Origin of the sequence: Sodalis ligni, from assembly GCF_016865525.2 — a bacterium.
Taxonomy (GTDB): Bacteria; Pseudomonadota; Gammaproteobacteria; order Enterobacterales; family Enterobacteriaceae; genus Acerihabitans; species Acerihabitans ligni.
On record NZ_CP075169.1, the window covers coordinates 1,264,530 to 1,279,441 of the forward strand.

The following is a 14,912-nucleotide window of genomic DNA, read 5'->3' on the forward strand; positions in this document are numbered from 1 at the left end:
ATTACCCCTTCAGCGCCGTCAGTTGGGACACATCGAGCGTATGGAGCGTCCGGTAGATTTTGCGCGCCATTACCGCCATGACGATCACCGCGAAGATGGCGTCGGTGGCAATACCGATTTCAACCAGCTCCGGCGCACGGTTGGCCAGCAGCGCCAGAGTCAGGTGCGAGCCGTTTTCCATCAGGCAATAACCGAACACCTGTTTGAGAATGTTGCGCTGGCTGACGATACAGAGCAGACCGAGCAGGAAGTGGCCCAGAGATACCGCCAGGGCCGGTTTCAGCGTGGCGGCTATCGGCAGTTCCACCGGCGCCACCACAAACCAGCACAGCACCACGATTACCGCCGCCGCCAGCATCAGCATAGGCGGCGAGATAAACCCGCCGTCCGCGCCGGGATCCGCCAGCTTGCTGAACGCCCGCGCCATGATCAGTGGCACCAGTATCACCTTGGTGATCAGCGCGCTGAGGGACCAGAGCAGTAGCTGATGCGCCTGCAGGGTTTCCGCCAGGGTGAAGAAAATAGCCACCAGCACCAGGGACTGCAGGGCATACCAGCAGCAGGAGACCACGGGGCGTTTGGCGCCGATCACCAGCAGCGAGGTGATCATCATCAGCCCCGCCAGGTTATTGACAATAAGCGATCCGGTCATATTCATTTTCCTTATCCAAGCCAGGCGACGGCAATAAAGCTGGAGCACAGCGACATCACGATCAGAACCACCAGCACGACACTCATGGCCAGCGGAACCGGGGCGGCCTGCGCCACCTCCTCGCTGGGCTTGCCGGGCACCACCCGACCGAACCAGTAAATAAGCCAGACGAAGCTGGCGACGGATTCAATCAGCACCAGGATCATCATCGGCGTCAGCACCCAATACTGGCTCGACAGGGCGAAGCCGGCGGCAAAAATCGGGAACTTGCTGAAAAAGCCGTTAAACGGCGGTACGCCGGTAATGGCCAGCGCCGCGACGCAAAAGCCGATGCCCGCCAGGGGCATTTTCCCCAGCACCCCGCGCAGGCGCGGCAGCAACCGGGTGCCGCAGCTATAGCTAAGGGTACCGGCCACCAGGAAGAACAGGCTCTTGGCGAAAGCGTGGTTGAAGATGTAGGCGATGCCGCCGAGGAAAGCCTCTTTGGAGCCGAAAATCGCCAGGGACAAGGCAAAAAAGATATAGGCCAGCTGGGTGATGGTGGACCAGGCCAGCAGCCGCTTCATATCCTTTTGCGGCAGGTACATCAGAAAGCCGTAGACCATGGTGATAAGCGACATGACCATGCCGACCCAGCCGATGATATGCGGCACATCGCCGGCGGACAGGATGGCGCGGGCGAAGATATACACACCTACTTTCACCATTGACGCCGCATGGAGATAGGCGCTCACCGGGGTCGGCGCCTCCATGGCGTCCGGCAGCCAGGCCTGCAACGGCAGCTGTGCGGATTTGCCCCAGGCGGCGAACAGAATGCCGCCGAACACCACCAGCGCCGCCGGACCTTGTATTTGACCCAGGGCGCTGAGGGCGAAGGTGCCGGTATGCAGGAACAGGGTGGCCGCCGCCAGGTAGAGGCCGATGGACGCCACGTGGGTGATAAGCAGGGCCTTCAGGGCCGAACGCTGGGCTTTCGGCGTTTGGTAATAACCGATCAGCGCCCAGGAGCAGCCGCCGGTGATTTCGAAAAACAGCAGTTGGCCCAGCAGGGTGGATGAGAGCACCAGTCCCGCCATGGCGCCGATAAACACCAGCAGGAAGGCGTAGTAGCGGTTGGTGCCCTCATGGGGATGTTCCCGGTTGCCGGTGGTGAGATAGCCGGTGGAGTAGAGGCTCACCAGCAGTCCCAGGAACACCACGGCAAAAACAATCAGGGTACTGACGCGATCGACGGTAATCCCCATCAGGGCGGCATTGCCATACTGCAGCAGGGTGTAGGTGGCATCGGCTTTACCGCCGGAATGGAACGCCCAGGCCAGCGAGAGCGTGCCCAGGGTGGCCAGCAGGGCGAACAGGGTACAGACCCATTTCGCCATGCGCCGGGGCAGGCAGGCGGTCAGCAGCGCGCCGACGAACGGGACCAGAACGGTCGCAAGGGCTATATTTTCCATAATGAATTTCCTGGCTCCTTAAAGACCGGTGAGGTAAAAGACGAAAGAGAGCGCCGCAACGCCGAACCCGAGCCAGGTCACCCTGGGAATCAACAAGAAGCGCCCGCGCGCCAGGCTGTTTTCCATCACGGAGGCGAGAACAAACACCAGGGTAAGCTTGATGAACGCGGTCGCCAGCCCCCACAGCAGCGACGGAGCGGTAAGCATCTGCGCCTTGCCGAAGGGGATGAACACCGCCAGAAAGAGTTCCGCCATCACCACCTGTTTCAGGCCCATACCCCACTTCACCAGCGCCAGGCCGGATCCGCTGTATTCGGTCAGCGGTCCTTCCTGCAGCTCCTGTTCCGCTTCCGCCACATCGAACGGGATTTTGCCCATTTCGATAAAGGTGGCGAAGCCGCAGGCCAGCAGGGCCAAAAAGGTGGCGGTGGGGGAGATCCAGCCGGCGGTAAGAGAGGCGCTGATGGCGCCGATATTGGTGGATCCGGTAATCAGCGCCACCACCAGCAGCGCCAGGATAAGGGTCGGCTCCACCAGGATGCCCAGGGTCAGCTCGCGGCTGGCGCCGATGCCGGCAAAGGTGCTGCCGGTATCCAGCCCCGCCAGTGAAAAGACGAACCGGAACAGGGCGAACAGATACAGCAGGGTAATCAGATCCCCCGCCGCGCCGAACGGCGAAAAGCGGGTGAATACCGGCAGGGTCATGGCCACCAGCAGCATGGTGCCCAGCAGCACATATGGCATTAGCCGGAACACGGGTCCGGCCTGGGCCGGCGCCACTTCCTGCCGTTTAAGCAGCTTGGCGATATCCCGGTAATCCTGCCAGATGCCCGGTCCGCGCCGGGAGTGCATCAGGGCGCGGATTTGGCGCGAGATGCCGGTCATCAGCGGGGTCAGCGCCAGCAGCAGCAGGGCCTGTATCAGGGCGAACAGCCCCAGGGTCAGCGTCGGCGCGGGTTGCATGAACATGGACTCTCTCCTCAGACGGCGGTGACAAGCAGCAGAATAACCAGGGCGGCGACCACGTACAGGCAGTAGATGCGAAAATCCCCGCCCTGTAATACCTGGACCTGACCGCCCGCCCGCTGGGTGATACGTACCAATGGATTGATAATTCTGTCGTCCCAGAACGGCTCGACGCGTCCGGCCCCTTCGGTTGTGCGATCCAGTAAACGTTTGAGGCCGGGTGAGGGGTCGAGCTGGCGGCGCAGCCGGTAAAGGACTGCGAACATGACGCGCAGCGGCTGGGTAAAACTGCCCGCCGACATGGACATGGCCGCTTCCCAGCCGTAGCCGCAGGCCCAGGGATCGCCGCGGCGGCGATAATCCGGCTGGCTGCCTTTGCGCAGTTGGTAAATTCCCAGCGGAATCAGCGGCAGCACCAGCAGCAGGATAAAAATCAGCAACGGCGACAGCATGGCCTGCCGGGCTTGATCCGGCACCAGCAGCAGCCCCTGCGCCACGGTAATATCATGACTGTGGGCGAGCCCGGCGGCCACCGCCGCCAGCACCGGCGCGATGACAGGCGCGGCGATACCCAGCAGCACGCACAGCAGGGCCAGCAGCAGCATGGCAACGGTCATCTGCCAGGGCACCTCGCGGGCCAAAGCGGCTTTTTCGCTGCGTGGCGCGCCGCAGAAACTGATGCCGTACACTTTGACAAAGCACATCGCCGCCAGCGCGCCGGTGATGGCCAGCAACACAATGGCCACCGGACCGCTCAGGCGCAGGAGGAACCCGCCGTCGCGGCTCATGGCGAACAGGGATTGATAGGTGTACCACTCGCTGACGAAGCCATTCAGGGGCGGCAGGGCGGAAATGGCCATACAGCCGACGATAAAGGCCAGGGCGGTTAAGGGCATCAGGCGGCCCAATCCCCCCATTTTCTCCATATCACGGGTGTGCACCCGCCAGATAATGGCGCCGGCGCCGAGAAACAGCAGGCCCTTGAAGACCGCGTGGTTCAGCAGGTGATAAAGGGCGCCCAGCAGGCCCAGCGCGGCGATGACCGGATGATGGGCGGCGATACCGGCCATGCCGACCCCTACCCCCATCAGGATAATGCCGATGTTTTCCACCGTGTGCCAGGCCAGCAGACGTTTGATGTCGTGCTCCGCCAGGGCATACAGCACGCCCAGCACCGAGGAGACCGCGCCGAACGCCAGCACCAGGATACCCCACCACAGTTCGCTGGCCCCCAGCAGATCGATACCTACCTTGATGATGCCGAAGATGCCGATTTTCACCATCACCCCGGACATCAGCGCCGATGCATGGGACGGCGCGGCGGGATGGGCGCGCGGCAGCCAGCTGTGCAGCGGCAGCATGCCGGCCTTGGCGCCGAAGCCGAAAAACGCCAGCAGGAATACCACCGAGGCGCCGGCGGGACTTAACGACAGGGTGCGGAACGATGCGAACTCCAGACTGCCGCTCTGGCGGTACATCAGGAAGAAGGCAATCATGATCAGCACCGACCCGGCGTGGGCGATAAAGAAATACAGCAAACCGGCATTGATGGACTCTTCATCCTGGTCGGCGATGACCAGGAACCAGGAGGCCAGCGACATCATCTCGAAGAAAATGATGAACCAGAAGGCATTGTCCATCACCACCAGGGTGGCCATGGAGGCGATAAACAGGTTCATAAAGAACCCCATCGCCGCCGCCCCTTTTCCCAGATACTCCCGCACATAGGCCAGGGAGTAGAGGGCGCACACCGTCACCAGCAGCGAAATCACCAACAGCATAAAAGCCGCCAGGCTATCGAGCCGGACGCTGAAGGCAGCAAACGGGAAGGGCCCGACGGCGCTGTAGGTCAGGGTCTCGCCGCTGTACAGCACGCTGGCGGCCGCCAGCAGGCCAAGGATGCCGCCGGCCATGGCCGTCAGCCCGGCGGCCTGGATAGCCAGCGTTTCCCGCCGCGCCAGCAGCAATGACAGGATGGCGCCCACCGCATAGCAACCGAGGGAGCCGCCAAGTAACCGAAATGCGTCCATGTTTACTCCTGCTCCGGTTGAGAGGGGGAAAGCGAGTCCAGACCAGAGGAGAGCCAGCGCGCGGCATACTGGCGGCGCGACATACTGACCTGTTCCACCGCGCCGTCGCTTACCAGCACCAGCGCGTCGGTAGGACAGACCCGCACACACTGCGGTCCGTCGGGATGAAAGCCGCAGAGATCGCACTTCACCGCGACGCTGCGTATCCCGGCGTTCCAGGCCAGAAAGGGGTTCATATTCGCCGGGCTCTCCGGCACATCCGCCATTTGCTGCGACGGAATGAAATTCTCAAACATCGTCGGTATATTCACCGGTTTGCTGCCGGAGGGCGTAATGGCGCCGAACGGACAGGCCAATCCGCATAACTTACAGCCGATGCACAGGCTTTCATTGAGCACGATGGCGTCGGGGCCGTGGGTAATGGCATTCACCGGGCAGACCCGGGCGCAAGGCGCATCTTCACATTGGCGGCAGAGCATGGGGGCGCTTTCTTCATCGGTCCTCGTAACGGACAGTCTGGGATGCGCCTGCAATCCGGCGGCCTTATGGACCTGGGAACAGGCGGCCATACAGGTATTACATCCAATACAAAGCTGTGGCTCCGCGATAACAAAGCGGTTCATAACCCTCTCCTCCGGGAGAAACGGATGACAGTCAGGCTGCTTGGTTTATTCATACCGGCACCTAAGCATTTTCCATGCCATGAGTAGGGTTATTGCCCGGGGAGGCCATAGGCCGGGGGTTAACGCGACCATCAATGGTAAAAACAGGCTGCAGAGAAGGGGATATCGTCATAAGTGTCGACAGGCCGGGCCTCTGGGCCGTCGTCACTTATGACGACGGGATTGCGCGCTCTGTCCGAAGGCGCCGCGAATGGAAATTATTTGGTAATTGATTGATTTAAATTATTAAAACCGAGTCTTCGCCGGCGCTCAGCCTGCGGCGGATGTCCGTTTTCCCGCTGGCACCCGTCTTGCATAGCTTTATATGAGAGACATCGGTGGTACCGCGGAGAGACCCATGCACGAATTGACGCTGGCGCAAAATACGCTGGAGATCCTGGAACAGCAGGGGCGGGCGAACGGCGCGCGGCGTATTACCGCCGTCTGGTTGTCCCTCGGGGCCTTTTCCTGTGTGGAAGCGGAGTCTTTGAATTTCTGTTTCGATATGGTGTGCCGCGGGACCCTGGCCGAAGGATGTGTATTGCATCTTGAGCAGCAGCCGGCAGAGGCCTGGTGCGGCCATTGCCGGCGGCAGGTTACCCTGCCGGGCGTCCCGATCCTGGTCTGCCCTTTGTGCGGCGGACATCAATTACACACCGACGCCCACGACCATATCCAGATCAAACGATTGGAAGTGGCTTGAGGATATACTCCCCAGGGTGGGGTTAGCGGCCACGCCACTTTCATAATGACAGGAGACATGCCATGTGCAGTACCTGCGGCTGTGCCGAGGGTGAACGTCATATCGAAGGCGATGAAAATCAACCGGGTGACGGCCTTCACGGCCATCAGCATGGAGAGCATCAACATACTCACCATGGTCATGACCACGACGAGCATCAACATAGCCACGATGGCCGGGACCATGGCGATCGTTACCATTGCCACGATGGCCACGACCATGGCGATCATTACCATAGCCACGATGGTCCGGCGTATGGCGGCCATCAGCACACACACTATGATCCCGAGCGCGAAGTCCGGCCCTCCGCGGCGCTGGCGCCAAGGCATGTGGTGTTTCCCGCCGCGCCGGCGCAGGTCATTCACCACCATCACTATCATGGGGAAGTCCACAATCATTATTACCAGCTCGCCCCCGGCCAAACACTGCCGTTAACCGCCGCCGGTGAACCCGGCCCGGTTCCGGCGGCGGGTCCGGCCGGGTTTACCCCCCTGGCCGATGCGCGGGGGGACCTGGATTATGGCCGGGGGGAGGCGGGCACTCATGCGCCAGGCCTCAGCCAGCGGCGGATGGTGGAAATCGAAATTGATGTCCTGGATAAAAACAACCGGCTGGCGCACCATAACCGGCACTATTTCCAGCAGCGCGCCATCCTGGCGCTGAACCTCGTCTCCAGCCCCGGCTCGGGCAAGACCAGCCTGTTAACGGAAACGCTGCTGCGGCTGAAGGACAGCATCCCCTGTGCCGTCATCGAGGGCGATCAGCAAACCACCAATGATGCCGAACGTATCCGCGCCACCGGGGCGCCGGCGATCCAGGTCAATACCGGTAAAGGCTGTCATCTGGATGCGCAGATGGTGCATGACGCCGCCTTGCGTCTGGATCCCGTGGAAAACAGCCTGCTGTTCATCGAAAATGTCGGCAATCTGGTTTGTCCCTCCGGTTTTGATCTCGGCGAACATTGTAAAGTCGTGGTGCTGTCGGTAACCGAAGGGGAGGACAAGCCGTTAAAGTACCCCCATATGTTTGCCGCCGCCGGGTTGATGATCCTCAATAAAATTGATTTATTGCCCTGGGTGCGTTTCGATGTCGATACCTGTATCGCCAATGCCCGCCGGGTCAATCCTTCCATTGCGGTACTGATGGTGTCCGCCACCGGCGGCGAGGGCATGGATGCCTGGCTGAGCTGGCTGGAAGAGCAGCGGCGCCTGTAATCGTCGCCGATCAATATGCCCGCGGGAGCGGGCTGGAGAAAAAACATGTGTATAGGCATCCCCGGTCAGGTGGTGGAGCTCGATAACGACGGTTACGGCAACGCCTGGGTGGACGTCTGCGGCGTAAAACGGCGGGTCAATGTCCGTCTGGTTTGCGCCGATGATGCCGACATGGCGGCGCTGCCGGGAAAATGGGTCCTGGTGCACGTAGGGTTTGCCATGAGCCTGCTGGATGAGTCCGAGGCGCGGGACACGCTGGAAGCCTTGCAGGCAATGGGGGAGGTGGAAGCGGACGTAGGCTATTTCCTGCGGGGAGGCGAGACTGATGCGATTCGTTGATGGCTGTTTTTTGCACAAAGGCGAAACCGATGCGATTTGTTGATGGCTGTTTTTTGCACAATGGTGAAACCGATGCGATTCGTTGATGAATATCGCCAGCCGGAGCTGGTGAGGGGGCTGGTGGCGCGCATCGGCGAACGTATGTCCCATACGGTTTATACCGCCGAGCAGCCTTTACAGGTAATGGAAGTCTGCGGCGGCCATACCCATGCCATTTTCAAGTTCGGCCTGGATAAGCTGCTGCCGCCGTCGCTGGAGTTTATCCATGGTCCGGGATGTCCGGTCTGCGTCCTGCCGGCCGGCCGCATCGATGCCTGTGTGCAAATCGCCATGCGGCCCGAGGTCATTTTCTGTACCTTCGGCGACGCCATGCGGGTGCCCGGCCGGAACGGATCCCTGCTGACCGCGCGCCAGCAGGGGGCGGATGTGCGCATGGTCTGGTCGCCGCTGGATGCCCTGGCCATTGCCAAAAACAATCCGGATCGGCAGGTGGTGTTTTTCGGTATTGGCTTTGAAACCACCATGCCCGCCAGCGCCATGACCCTGCAGCAGGCGCGGGCCGACGGCGTGGAGAACTTCTTCCTTTTCTGCCAGCATATTACCCTGATGCCCACCTTGAAAAGCCTGTTGGCTCAGCCGGATGTGCGCATCGACGGCTTTATCGCCCCGGGCCATGTCAGCATGGTTATCGGCCAGCGGCCTTATGCCTATATCAGCGATATCTGCCATAAACCGGTGGTGGTGACCGGCTTTGAACCCGGCGATATCCTGCAGGGATTGCTGATGCTGTGCGAGCAATATGTGGACGGACGCTGTACAGTGGAAAACCAATACCGGCGCGTGGTGCCGGACGAAGGCAACAGACTGGCGCAGGAGGCGATGGACCGGGTTTTTATCACCGAAGGCGCCAGCGAGTGGCGCGGCCTGGGGGTAATCGACGATTCCCGCGTCAGCCTGCGTCCGGAGTGGTCGGCCTATGATGCCGAAGGGCGTTTCAATCCCGATCCGCAGCCGGTGGCGGACGATCCCCGCGCCCGCTGCGGCGCGGTGCTGACCGGCCGCTGCAAACCGGCGGATTGCCCGTTGTTTGGCGGAGTATGCACGCCGGAAAACGCCTTCGGGGCGTTGATGGTTTCCTCGGAAGGGGCGTGCGCCGCCTGGTATCAATATCGTCGGAGTGAGGCATGAGTAAACAGATTACGCTGGCGCACGGCAACGGCGGCGGCGCCATGCAGGCGTTGATTTCAGGCGTGTTTGTCAGCGCCTTTGACAATCCGCTGCTGGCCACCGGGGAAGATCAGGCCCGGCTGGCGTTAAGCGAACTGAATGCCCTGGGCGACCGGCTGGCCTTTACCACCGACAGCTACGTTGTCGATCCGCTGTTTTTTCCCGGCGGCGATATCGGCAAGCTGGCGGTATGCGGCACCGCCAACGATTTGGCGGTAAGCGGCGCGACGCCGCGCTGGCTCTCCTGCGGTTTTATCCTGGAAGAGGGGCTGGCGCTGGAAACTCTGGAGGCCGTGGTGCGCTCCATGGCCGATACCGCCCGCGGCGCCGGCATACAGATTATCACCGGCGACACCAAGGTGGTGCCCCGCGGCGCGGTGGACAAACTGTTTATCAATACCGCCGGCCTGGGGGTGATCCCCGCGACGGTGGAATGGGGCGTGACCGCTATTCGCCCCGGCGACAGTATTCTGGTGAGCGGCACCCTGGGAGATCACGGCGCCACCATTCTGAATCTGCGGGAGAACCTCGGCATGGAGGCGGATTTGTCCAGCGATTGCGCGGTGCTGGCTCCGTTGATTGCGCCGCTGCGGGACATCGCCGGCATCCGCACCCTGCGGGATGCCACCCGGGGCGGCGTGACCGCCATTCTGCATGAGTTCGCCCGCGGCAGCGGCTGCGGCATGACCGTGGACGAAGCGGCGCTGCCGGTGAAAACCACGGTACGGGGGATATGCGAACTGCTGGGATTGGATGCGCTGAATTTCGCCAATGAGGGAAAATTGCTGCTGGTGGTAGAGGCGGCGGCGGAGCAGCAGGTTCTCCAGGCGCTGCGCCGGCACCCATTGGGACGCGACGCGGCGGTAATAGGCCGGGTGACCGATGACAAACAGGTGAGATTGCGGGGACTCTATGGCGTCAGCCGTATTCTGGATCTGCCCCATGACGAGCCGCTGCCCCGTATTTGCTAGTTAGGCAGACGAGGCCACGTTATTCTAGTAAGGTCCGCTCTGGTGCGTGCCGGCGGCGAATGCCAGTGGAATACAAGTTAGGATGTCGCCGGGGCCCAGGTTCCGTTCAGCGGAGGAAAAATATGTCCCACAACGGTATCCTGCTGCGCATCAAGGGTAAGGTGCAGGGCGTGGGGTTTCGGCCGGTGGTCTGGCAGCTGGCTCATGAGCTGGGATTAACCGGCGATGTCAGCAACAATGGCGCCGGCGTCGAGGTGCGCCTGCGGTGTGACGACGCCGGGATATTTATCCGGCGGCTGCGGCAGGCGTGCCCGCCGCTGGCGGAAATCCACAGCATTGAAACCCTGCCCTGGCGCTGGGACGAGGCGCCGGCGGGCTTTACCATTCTCCCCAGCGGGGGCGGCGGTATGTCCACCCAGGTAGTGCCGGATGCGGCAACCTGCGATGCCTGCCTGGCGGAACTGAACGATCCGGCCGACCGGCGCTTTCATTATCCCTTTATCAATTGCACCCACTGCGGCCCGCGTTTCACGCTCATACGCCGCATGCCCTACGATCGGCCCAATACCGCCATGGACGCTTTTCCCTTGTGTCCCCGCTGTTTGGCCGAGTACCAAAATCCCGCCGATCGGCGTTTCCACGCCCAGCCCAATGCCTGCCCCGACTGCGGTCCGCGGGTCTGGCTGTCGGACCGGGACGGCAAGGAACTGTCCGGTGGCGATGACGCCGTAAACAGCGCGGCGGAGCGGCTTCTGGCCGGGGAGATCGTTGCTATCAAGGGGCTGGGAGGATTCCATCTGGCCTGCGATGCCGCCAACCCGGCGGCGGTGGCGAAACTGCGGCGGCGCAAACGCCGACCGTCCAAGCCGCTGGCGGTCATGATGCCGGATATCCACTGGCTGCGCCGCTGCGCCGATCCGGTATCGGACGCCTTGATTGCCCTGCTGCGATCTCCAGCCGCGCCCATTGTGCTTATTCCGCAGCCGGGGATGGCGACGGTTTCCGCCTCGGGACCGGTCGTCCTTGGCGAACCCGTTAAGCCGGGATCCGTTGCAGGGTATCCCGACGGAAAGCAAGAACAGGCGTTATGTTCCCTGATAGCCCCCGGCCTGCATGAGATCGGCGTGATGCTGCCCTCCAACCCGTTGCAGCATTTGCTGTTGCAACGGGTAGGGCGTCCGCTGGTCATGACCTCGGGCAATCTCAACGGCCGTCCGCCGGCTCTGGATAATGCGCGGGCGCTGGCGGATCTTTCGGCTATCGCGGACAGCTGGCTGTTGCATGACCGGGATATCCTGCAGCGCGCCGATGACTCACTGGTGCGGCTGGCGGGTGATAAGGTGGAAATGCTGCGCCGTTCCAGGGGGTATGTGCCGGATGCCCTCCCGCTGCCCCCCGGTTTTGAACAGTGCCCGCCGGTATTGGCCATGGGATCGGATTTGAAAAATACCTTCTGCCTGCTGCGGGACGGGCAGGCGATACTTAGCCAGCATCTTGGCGATCTGGCGGATGAGGGGATCCGCCAACAGCAGCAGCGGGCGCTGTCGCTGTTCAGCGCCATTTGGAATTTTATCCCGGACCGGATTGCGGTGGATGCCCATCCCGGTTACCTCAGCCGTCGCTGGGGCGCCACCCTGGCAGAGGAATTGGGTCTGCCCTGCGTTACCGTTTTACACCACCATGCGCATATTATCGCCTGCCTGGCGGAACACGGCTGGGGCCGCAACGCCGGACCGGTTATCGGCTTGGCCCTGGATGGCCTGGGCTTTGGCCGGGAACTATCCGGCGATCCGGCTGATCTGAGTTCAAATCTACCGGGCGACGATCCCGGCGCGCTGTGGGGGGGCGAGTGTCTGAAGGTGGATTATCTCGGCTGCGAATGGCTGGGGGGATTACCGGCCGTTCCCCTGCCGGGGGGAGATATGGCGGCGCGCCAGCCGTGGCGTAATCTATTGGCGCAATGGCTGCGCTTCGTGCCCGGCTGGCGGGACCTGCCGGAAGCGGAGGCCATTCCGCCGGCCCTGGGAGAGCCTCTGGCGCGGGCGGTGGCGCGGGGCATTAACGCGCCGGAAGCCTCGTCGACGGGAAGACTGTTCGACGCGGTTGCCGCGGCGCTCGGGCTGTGTCCGCGGGAAATCAGTTGGGAAGGCGAGGCCGCCTGCCGGCTGGAGGCTCTGGCCTGGGAAGCGGTATCCGTCCGAATGGCGGATATTCCGGTTACCGTGCCTCTGCTGGACAACCGGCTGGATCTGGCGGTGTTCTGGCGTCAGTGGCTGGCCTGGCGGGCCGAACCGCCCCTGCGTGCCTATGGCTTTCATTTGGCCCTGGCCCGGGGCTTTGCCGCGCTGGCGCGCCAAGCGGCACGCCGGGAAGGTATCGACACCATCGTCCTGTCGGGCGGGGTGCTGCATAATCGTCTTTTTAAGGAGCTGTTGCTGCAGGAACTGGGGGGGCTGCGGGTGCTGGCGCCGGCCCGTCTGCCGGCGGGAGACGGCGGCTTGGCCCTGGGTCAGGCATTGATCGCCGCCGCGGTCTCCCTTTAACATGGCCGCTGCGCGATCGGTGATCGCGGGCCTACCGAGCCGGGAGGCGCTCCGGCGGGCGGGAGAACCATGCCCGCTTCGACCCCTCGGCACGGTCTCCCTTTAACATGGCCGCTGCGCGATCGGTGATCGCGGGCCTACCGAGCCGGGGGGCGCTCCGGCGGGCGGGAGAACCACGCCCGCTTCGACCCCTTCGGCACGGTCTCCCTTTAACACGTCCGCTGCGCGATCGGTGATCGCGGGCCTACCGAGCCGGGAGGCGCTCCGGCGGGCGGGAGAACCATGCCCGCTTCGACCCCTCGGCACGGTCTCCCTTTAACATGGCCGCTGCGCGATCGGTGATCGCGGGCCTACCGAGCCGGGAGGCGCTCCGGCGGGCGGGAGAACCATGCCCGCTTCGACCCCTCGGCACGGTCTCCCTTTAACACGGCCGCTGCGCGATCGGTGATAGCGATTTCCATCGCTATCAGCGCTAAAATGTGTGCTGCATTATTTACCCGCGACGGTGCGGGGCTTATTATCACAAGAATTGACTCACCGGGTTTCCGAAAAAATTGACATATATCAATTCAAACGTGATTGAAACGGATCTATGATTTGTCATACAAAACGTTTAGAAAAAGATAGTTTTCCAACAAAAATAAATATTGGCAAGGTAGAGGTAATTAAGATGGAAAGTTTAAGTATAAAGCTAAATCATTTCATCGTTAGTTCCATGTCTCCGGTATTATCCGCACTGATCAATAATACCGATGAGAACAACTTTGAAAAGATATTTAGCCTCGGGGCGAAATTCGCCAAAGACAGTAAAGAGGATTTGCTTAAATTGGCCCGGCTGGCTCATGATAGGGATCCCATGTTATCCGGCTGGATTCGGGCACTGCGTGGGCTGAATAAAACCGCCCGAGAAAAATTAGTAAAAATTTAATATTTAATCACCTTATCTATGGTGAAAATATCAGGGGAATAAAAGGCAAGGAGTTTGCCACCCATATCCCTTTTTGGTGCTGATTTCTCCTACTTATGCCTGTAACCTGCGCTGTAAGGGTGTTATTCGGCATTATACGGCGATCGCTATCATTTCGAAGAAGACGAAATGATGAATATCGTGCAGCAGTTCTATGACCTCGGAGTACGCTTTTTACCTTTACCGGCGGGGAGCCTTTGTCTATCCCGCCATTATGCGCATTTTGAAAAATTCAGTGATTGCTATTTCATGGTGTACACCAACGGCACGCTGCTGACGGAATCTCGGGTGAAGCGCCTGGCTAAATTGGGTAACGTGGCCATTACCATCTCCATTGAAGGTTGGGAAGACATGACCGACTGGCGGCGGGGAGGGGTATTTCAAAGATTGTCACCGCCTATCACCGATTACGCGAGGCGGGCATTCTTTGCGGCGCGTCCCTGATGGCCACCCGTAAAAATCACGATCAGTTGATGAATGATGACTATTTGCAATTTATACAGGATCTCGGCGTGGAATATATCTGGGTATTCCAATATATGCCCATAGGCCGCGATGCTACCTTTGATCTGGTTCCCACACCCGAGCAGCGCTATGCGCGGTTTCATAAAATCGAGCAGCTTCGTCTTTCAGGGCGGTTCGCGTTTATCGCCGATTTTTGGAATCATGGCTTTTTGGTCAACGGCTGTATGTCCGGCGGGGCCAATTATTTGCATATTAATGCCAAAGGCGGCGTTGAACCTTGCGTATTCCAGCAATATGCGGTGGATAACATCCGGGATAAAAGCGTTATCGAGGTGCTTAAATCACCGTTCTTTGAGGGATTCAAACAGCAGATTCCCTTTAATAAAAATTTGATGCAACCTTGTCCTATAATAGATAACCCGGCCAAGTTCAGAGAACATATTCTGAAATACAAAGCCACTCCCCAGCATGAAGGCAGCGATAGCTATTTTAAATTCAGCCATGAATTGGATAACCTGGCGGAAGAATGGAAGAAATATGCGATAAAAATCTGGGACGACGAGGGTTACGGAGATCATTATAAGGCTGAAATGGATCTTTATCAGCAGCCGGCCGTTAAAGAGAGCTGATATCCTGGCCGGGCAGTGTATTAAGCCTGCCCGGTAATTGAGGTCGCTTACCCT

The 14,912-nt window shown here is 60.6% G+C and carries 14 protein-coding genes; 9 read left to right on the plus strand and 5 right to left on the minus strand.

Features of this window, described 5'->3' with window-relative positions; genetic code table 11:
• Position 1 precedes the first annotated feature (1 nt).
• The 5 genes from hyfE to GTU79_RS05920 are packed head-to-tail and all read right to left on the minus strand — an operon-like array spanning position 2 to position 5,722.
• Entirely contained in the window at positions 2-652 is a 651-nt protein-coding gene (hyfE, locus tag GTU79_RS05900; RefSeq protein ID WP_132923094.1) for a hydrogenase 4 membrane subunit, read from the minus strand.
• Between the two features lie 11 nt (positions 653-663).
• Entirely contained in the window at positions 664-2,103 is a 1,440-nt protein-coding gene (locus GTU79_RS05905) for a hydrogenase 4 subunit D (RefSeq protein WP_203522550.1), read from the minus strand.
• 18 nt (positions 2,104-2,121) lie between these two features.
• Positions 2,122-3,072 (minus strand): respiratory chain complex I subunit 1 family protein, encoded by a 951-nt coding sequence (locus GTU79_RS05910; RefSeq protein ID WP_132923092.1) that lies wholly within the window; start codon positions 3,070-3,072, stop codon positions 2,122-2,124.
• 11 nt (positions 3,073-3,083) lie between these two features.
• Positions 3,084-5,099, minus strand: coding sequence for a hydrogenase 4 subunit B (gene hyfB / locus GTU79_RS05915; protein ID WP_203522548.1), 2,016 nt, complete (start codon positions 5,097-5,099; stop codon positions 3,084-3,086).
• A 2-nt stretch (positions 5,100-5,101) separates the two neighbouring features.
• Positions 5,102-5,722: a 4Fe-4S dicluster domain-containing protein gene (locus GTU79_RS05920; RefSeq protein ID WP_203522547.1), complete on the minus strand. Its 621-nt coding sequence runs from the start codon at positions 5,720-5,722 to the stop codon at positions 5,102-5,104.
• 397 nt (positions 5,723-6,119) lie between these two features.
• On the opposite strand from GTU79_RS05920, the gene hypA reads away from it, so the two are divergent.
• From hypA to GTU79_RS05965, 9 genes are all read left to right on the plus strand, one after another.
• Positions 6,120-6,464, plus strand: coding sequence for a hydrogenase maturation nickel metallochaperone HypA (gene hypA, locus GTU79_RS05925; protein ID WP_132923089.1), 345 nt, complete (start codon positions 6,120-6,122; stop codon positions 6,462-6,464).
• Between the two features lie 62 nt (positions 6,465-6,526).
• A complete protein-coding gene (hypB, locus tag GTU79_RS05930; RefSeq protein WP_203522545.1) occupies positions 6,527-7,717 on the plus strand; it encodes a hydrogenase nickel incorporation protein HypB in 1,191 nt (396 codons plus the stop codon).
• Between the two features lie 45 nt (positions 7,718-7,762).
• Positions 7,763-8,056 carry a HypC/HybG/HupF family hydrogenase formation chaperone gene (gene hypC / locus GTU79_RS05935; RefSeq protein ID WP_132923087.1) on the plus strand — a complete coding sequence of 98 codons (294 nt, stop codon included), beginning with the start codon at positions 7,763-7,765 and terminating at the stop codon, positions 8,054-8,056.
• Positions 8,057-8,128: 72 nt separating this feature from the next.
• Positions 8,129-9,244, plus strand: a complete 1,116-nt coding sequence (hypD, locus tag GTU79_RS05940; RefSeq protein WP_132923086.1) for a hydrogenase formation protein HypD — start codon at positions 8,129-8,131, stop codon at positions 9,242-9,244.
• Complete coding sequence (gene hypE, locus GTU79_RS05945; protein ID WP_132923085.1) at positions 9,241-10,254, plus strand: hydrogenase expression/formation protein HypE; 1,014 nt, start codon at positions 9,241-9,243, stop codon at positions 10,252-10,254. Before hypD ends, hypE begins: the two co-directional genes overlap by 4 nt.
• 122 nt (positions 10,255-10,376) lie before the next feature.
• Complete coding sequence (locus GTU79_RS05950) at positions 10,377-12,797, plus strand: carbamoyltransferase HypF (RefSeq protein WP_203522543.1); 2,421 nt, start codon at positions 10,377-10,379, stop codon at positions 12,795-12,797.
• Between the two features lie 592 nt (positions 12,798-13,389).
• On the plus strand, positions 13,390-13,725 hold the full coding sequence (locus GTU79_RS05955; RefSeq protein WP_214513763.1) for a hypothetical protein: 336 nt from the start codon (positions 13,390-13,392) through the stop codon (positions 13,723-13,725).
• A 168-nt stretch (positions 13,726-13,893) separates the two neighbouring features.
• Complete coding sequence (locus tag GTU79_RS05960; RefSeq protein ID WP_214513764.1) at positions 13,894-14,208, plus strand: radical SAM protein; 315 nt, start codon at positions 13,894-13,896, stop codon at positions 14,206-14,208.
• Entirely contained in the window at positions 14,208-14,858 is a 651-nt protein-coding gene (locus GTU79_RS05965; RefSeq protein WP_214513765.1) for an SPASM domain-containing protein, read from the plus strand. Before GTU79_RS05960 ends, GTU79_RS05965 begins: the two co-directional genes overlap by 1 nt.
• Positions 14,859-14,912 lie beyond the last annotated feature (54 nt).

Bases quoted from the DNA above. Each gene is read 5' to 3' on its own strand.
- hyfE (WP_132923094.1), bottom strand. From the start codon at position 652: ATGACCGGATCGCTTATTGTCAATAACCTGGCGGGGCTGATGATGATC.
- GTU79_RS05905 (WP_203522550.1), bottom strand. From the start codon at position 2,103: ATGGAAAATATAGCCCTTGCGACCGTTCTGGTCCCGTTCGTCGGCGCG.
- GTU79_RS05910 (WP_132923092.1), bottom strand. From the start codon at position 3,072: ATGTTCATGCAACCCGCGCCGACGCTGACCCTGGGGCTGTTCGCCCTG.
- hyfB (WP_203522548.1), bottom strand. From the start codon at position 5,099: ATGGACGCATTTCGGTTACTTGGCGGCTCCCTCGGTTGCTATGCGGTG.
- GTU79_RS05920 (WP_203522547.1), bottom strand. From the start codon at position 5,722: ATGAACCGCTTTGTTATCGCGGAGCCACAGCTTTGTATTGGATGTAAT.
- hypA (WP_132923089.1), top strand. From the start codon at position 6,120: ATGCACGAATTGACGCTGGCGCAAAATACGCTGGAGATCCTGGAACAG.
- hypB (WP_203522545.1), top strand. From the start codon at position 6,527: ATGTGCAGTACCTGCGGCTGTGCCGAGGGTGAACGTCATATCGAAGGC.
- hypC (WP_132923087.1), top strand. From the start codon at position 7,763: ATGTGTATAGGCATCCCCGGTCAGGTGGTGGAGCTCGATAACGACGGT.
- hypD (WP_132923086.1), top strand. From the start codon at position 8,129: ATGCGATTCGTTGATGAATATCGCCAGCCGGAGCTGGTGAGGGGGCTG.
- hypE (WP_132923085.1), top strand. From the start codon at position 9,241: ATGAGTAAACAGATTACGCTGGCGCACGGCAACGGCGGCGGCGCCATG.
- GTU79_RS05950 (WP_203522543.1), top strand. From the start codon at position 10,377: ATGTCCCACAACGGTATCCTGCTGCGCATCAAGGGTAAGGTGCAGGGC.
- GTU79_RS05955 (WP_214513763.1), top strand. From the start codon at position 13,390: ATGATTTGTCATACAAAACGTTTAGAAAAAGATAGTTTTCCAACAAAA.
- GTU79_RS05960 (WP_214513764.1), top strand. From the start codon at position 13,894: ATGATGAATATCGTGCAGCAGTTCTATGACCTCGGAGTACGCTTTTTA.
- GTU79_RS05965 (WP_214513765.1), top strand. From the start codon at position 14,208: ATGGCCACCCGTAAAAATCACGATCAGTTGATGAATGATGACTATTTG.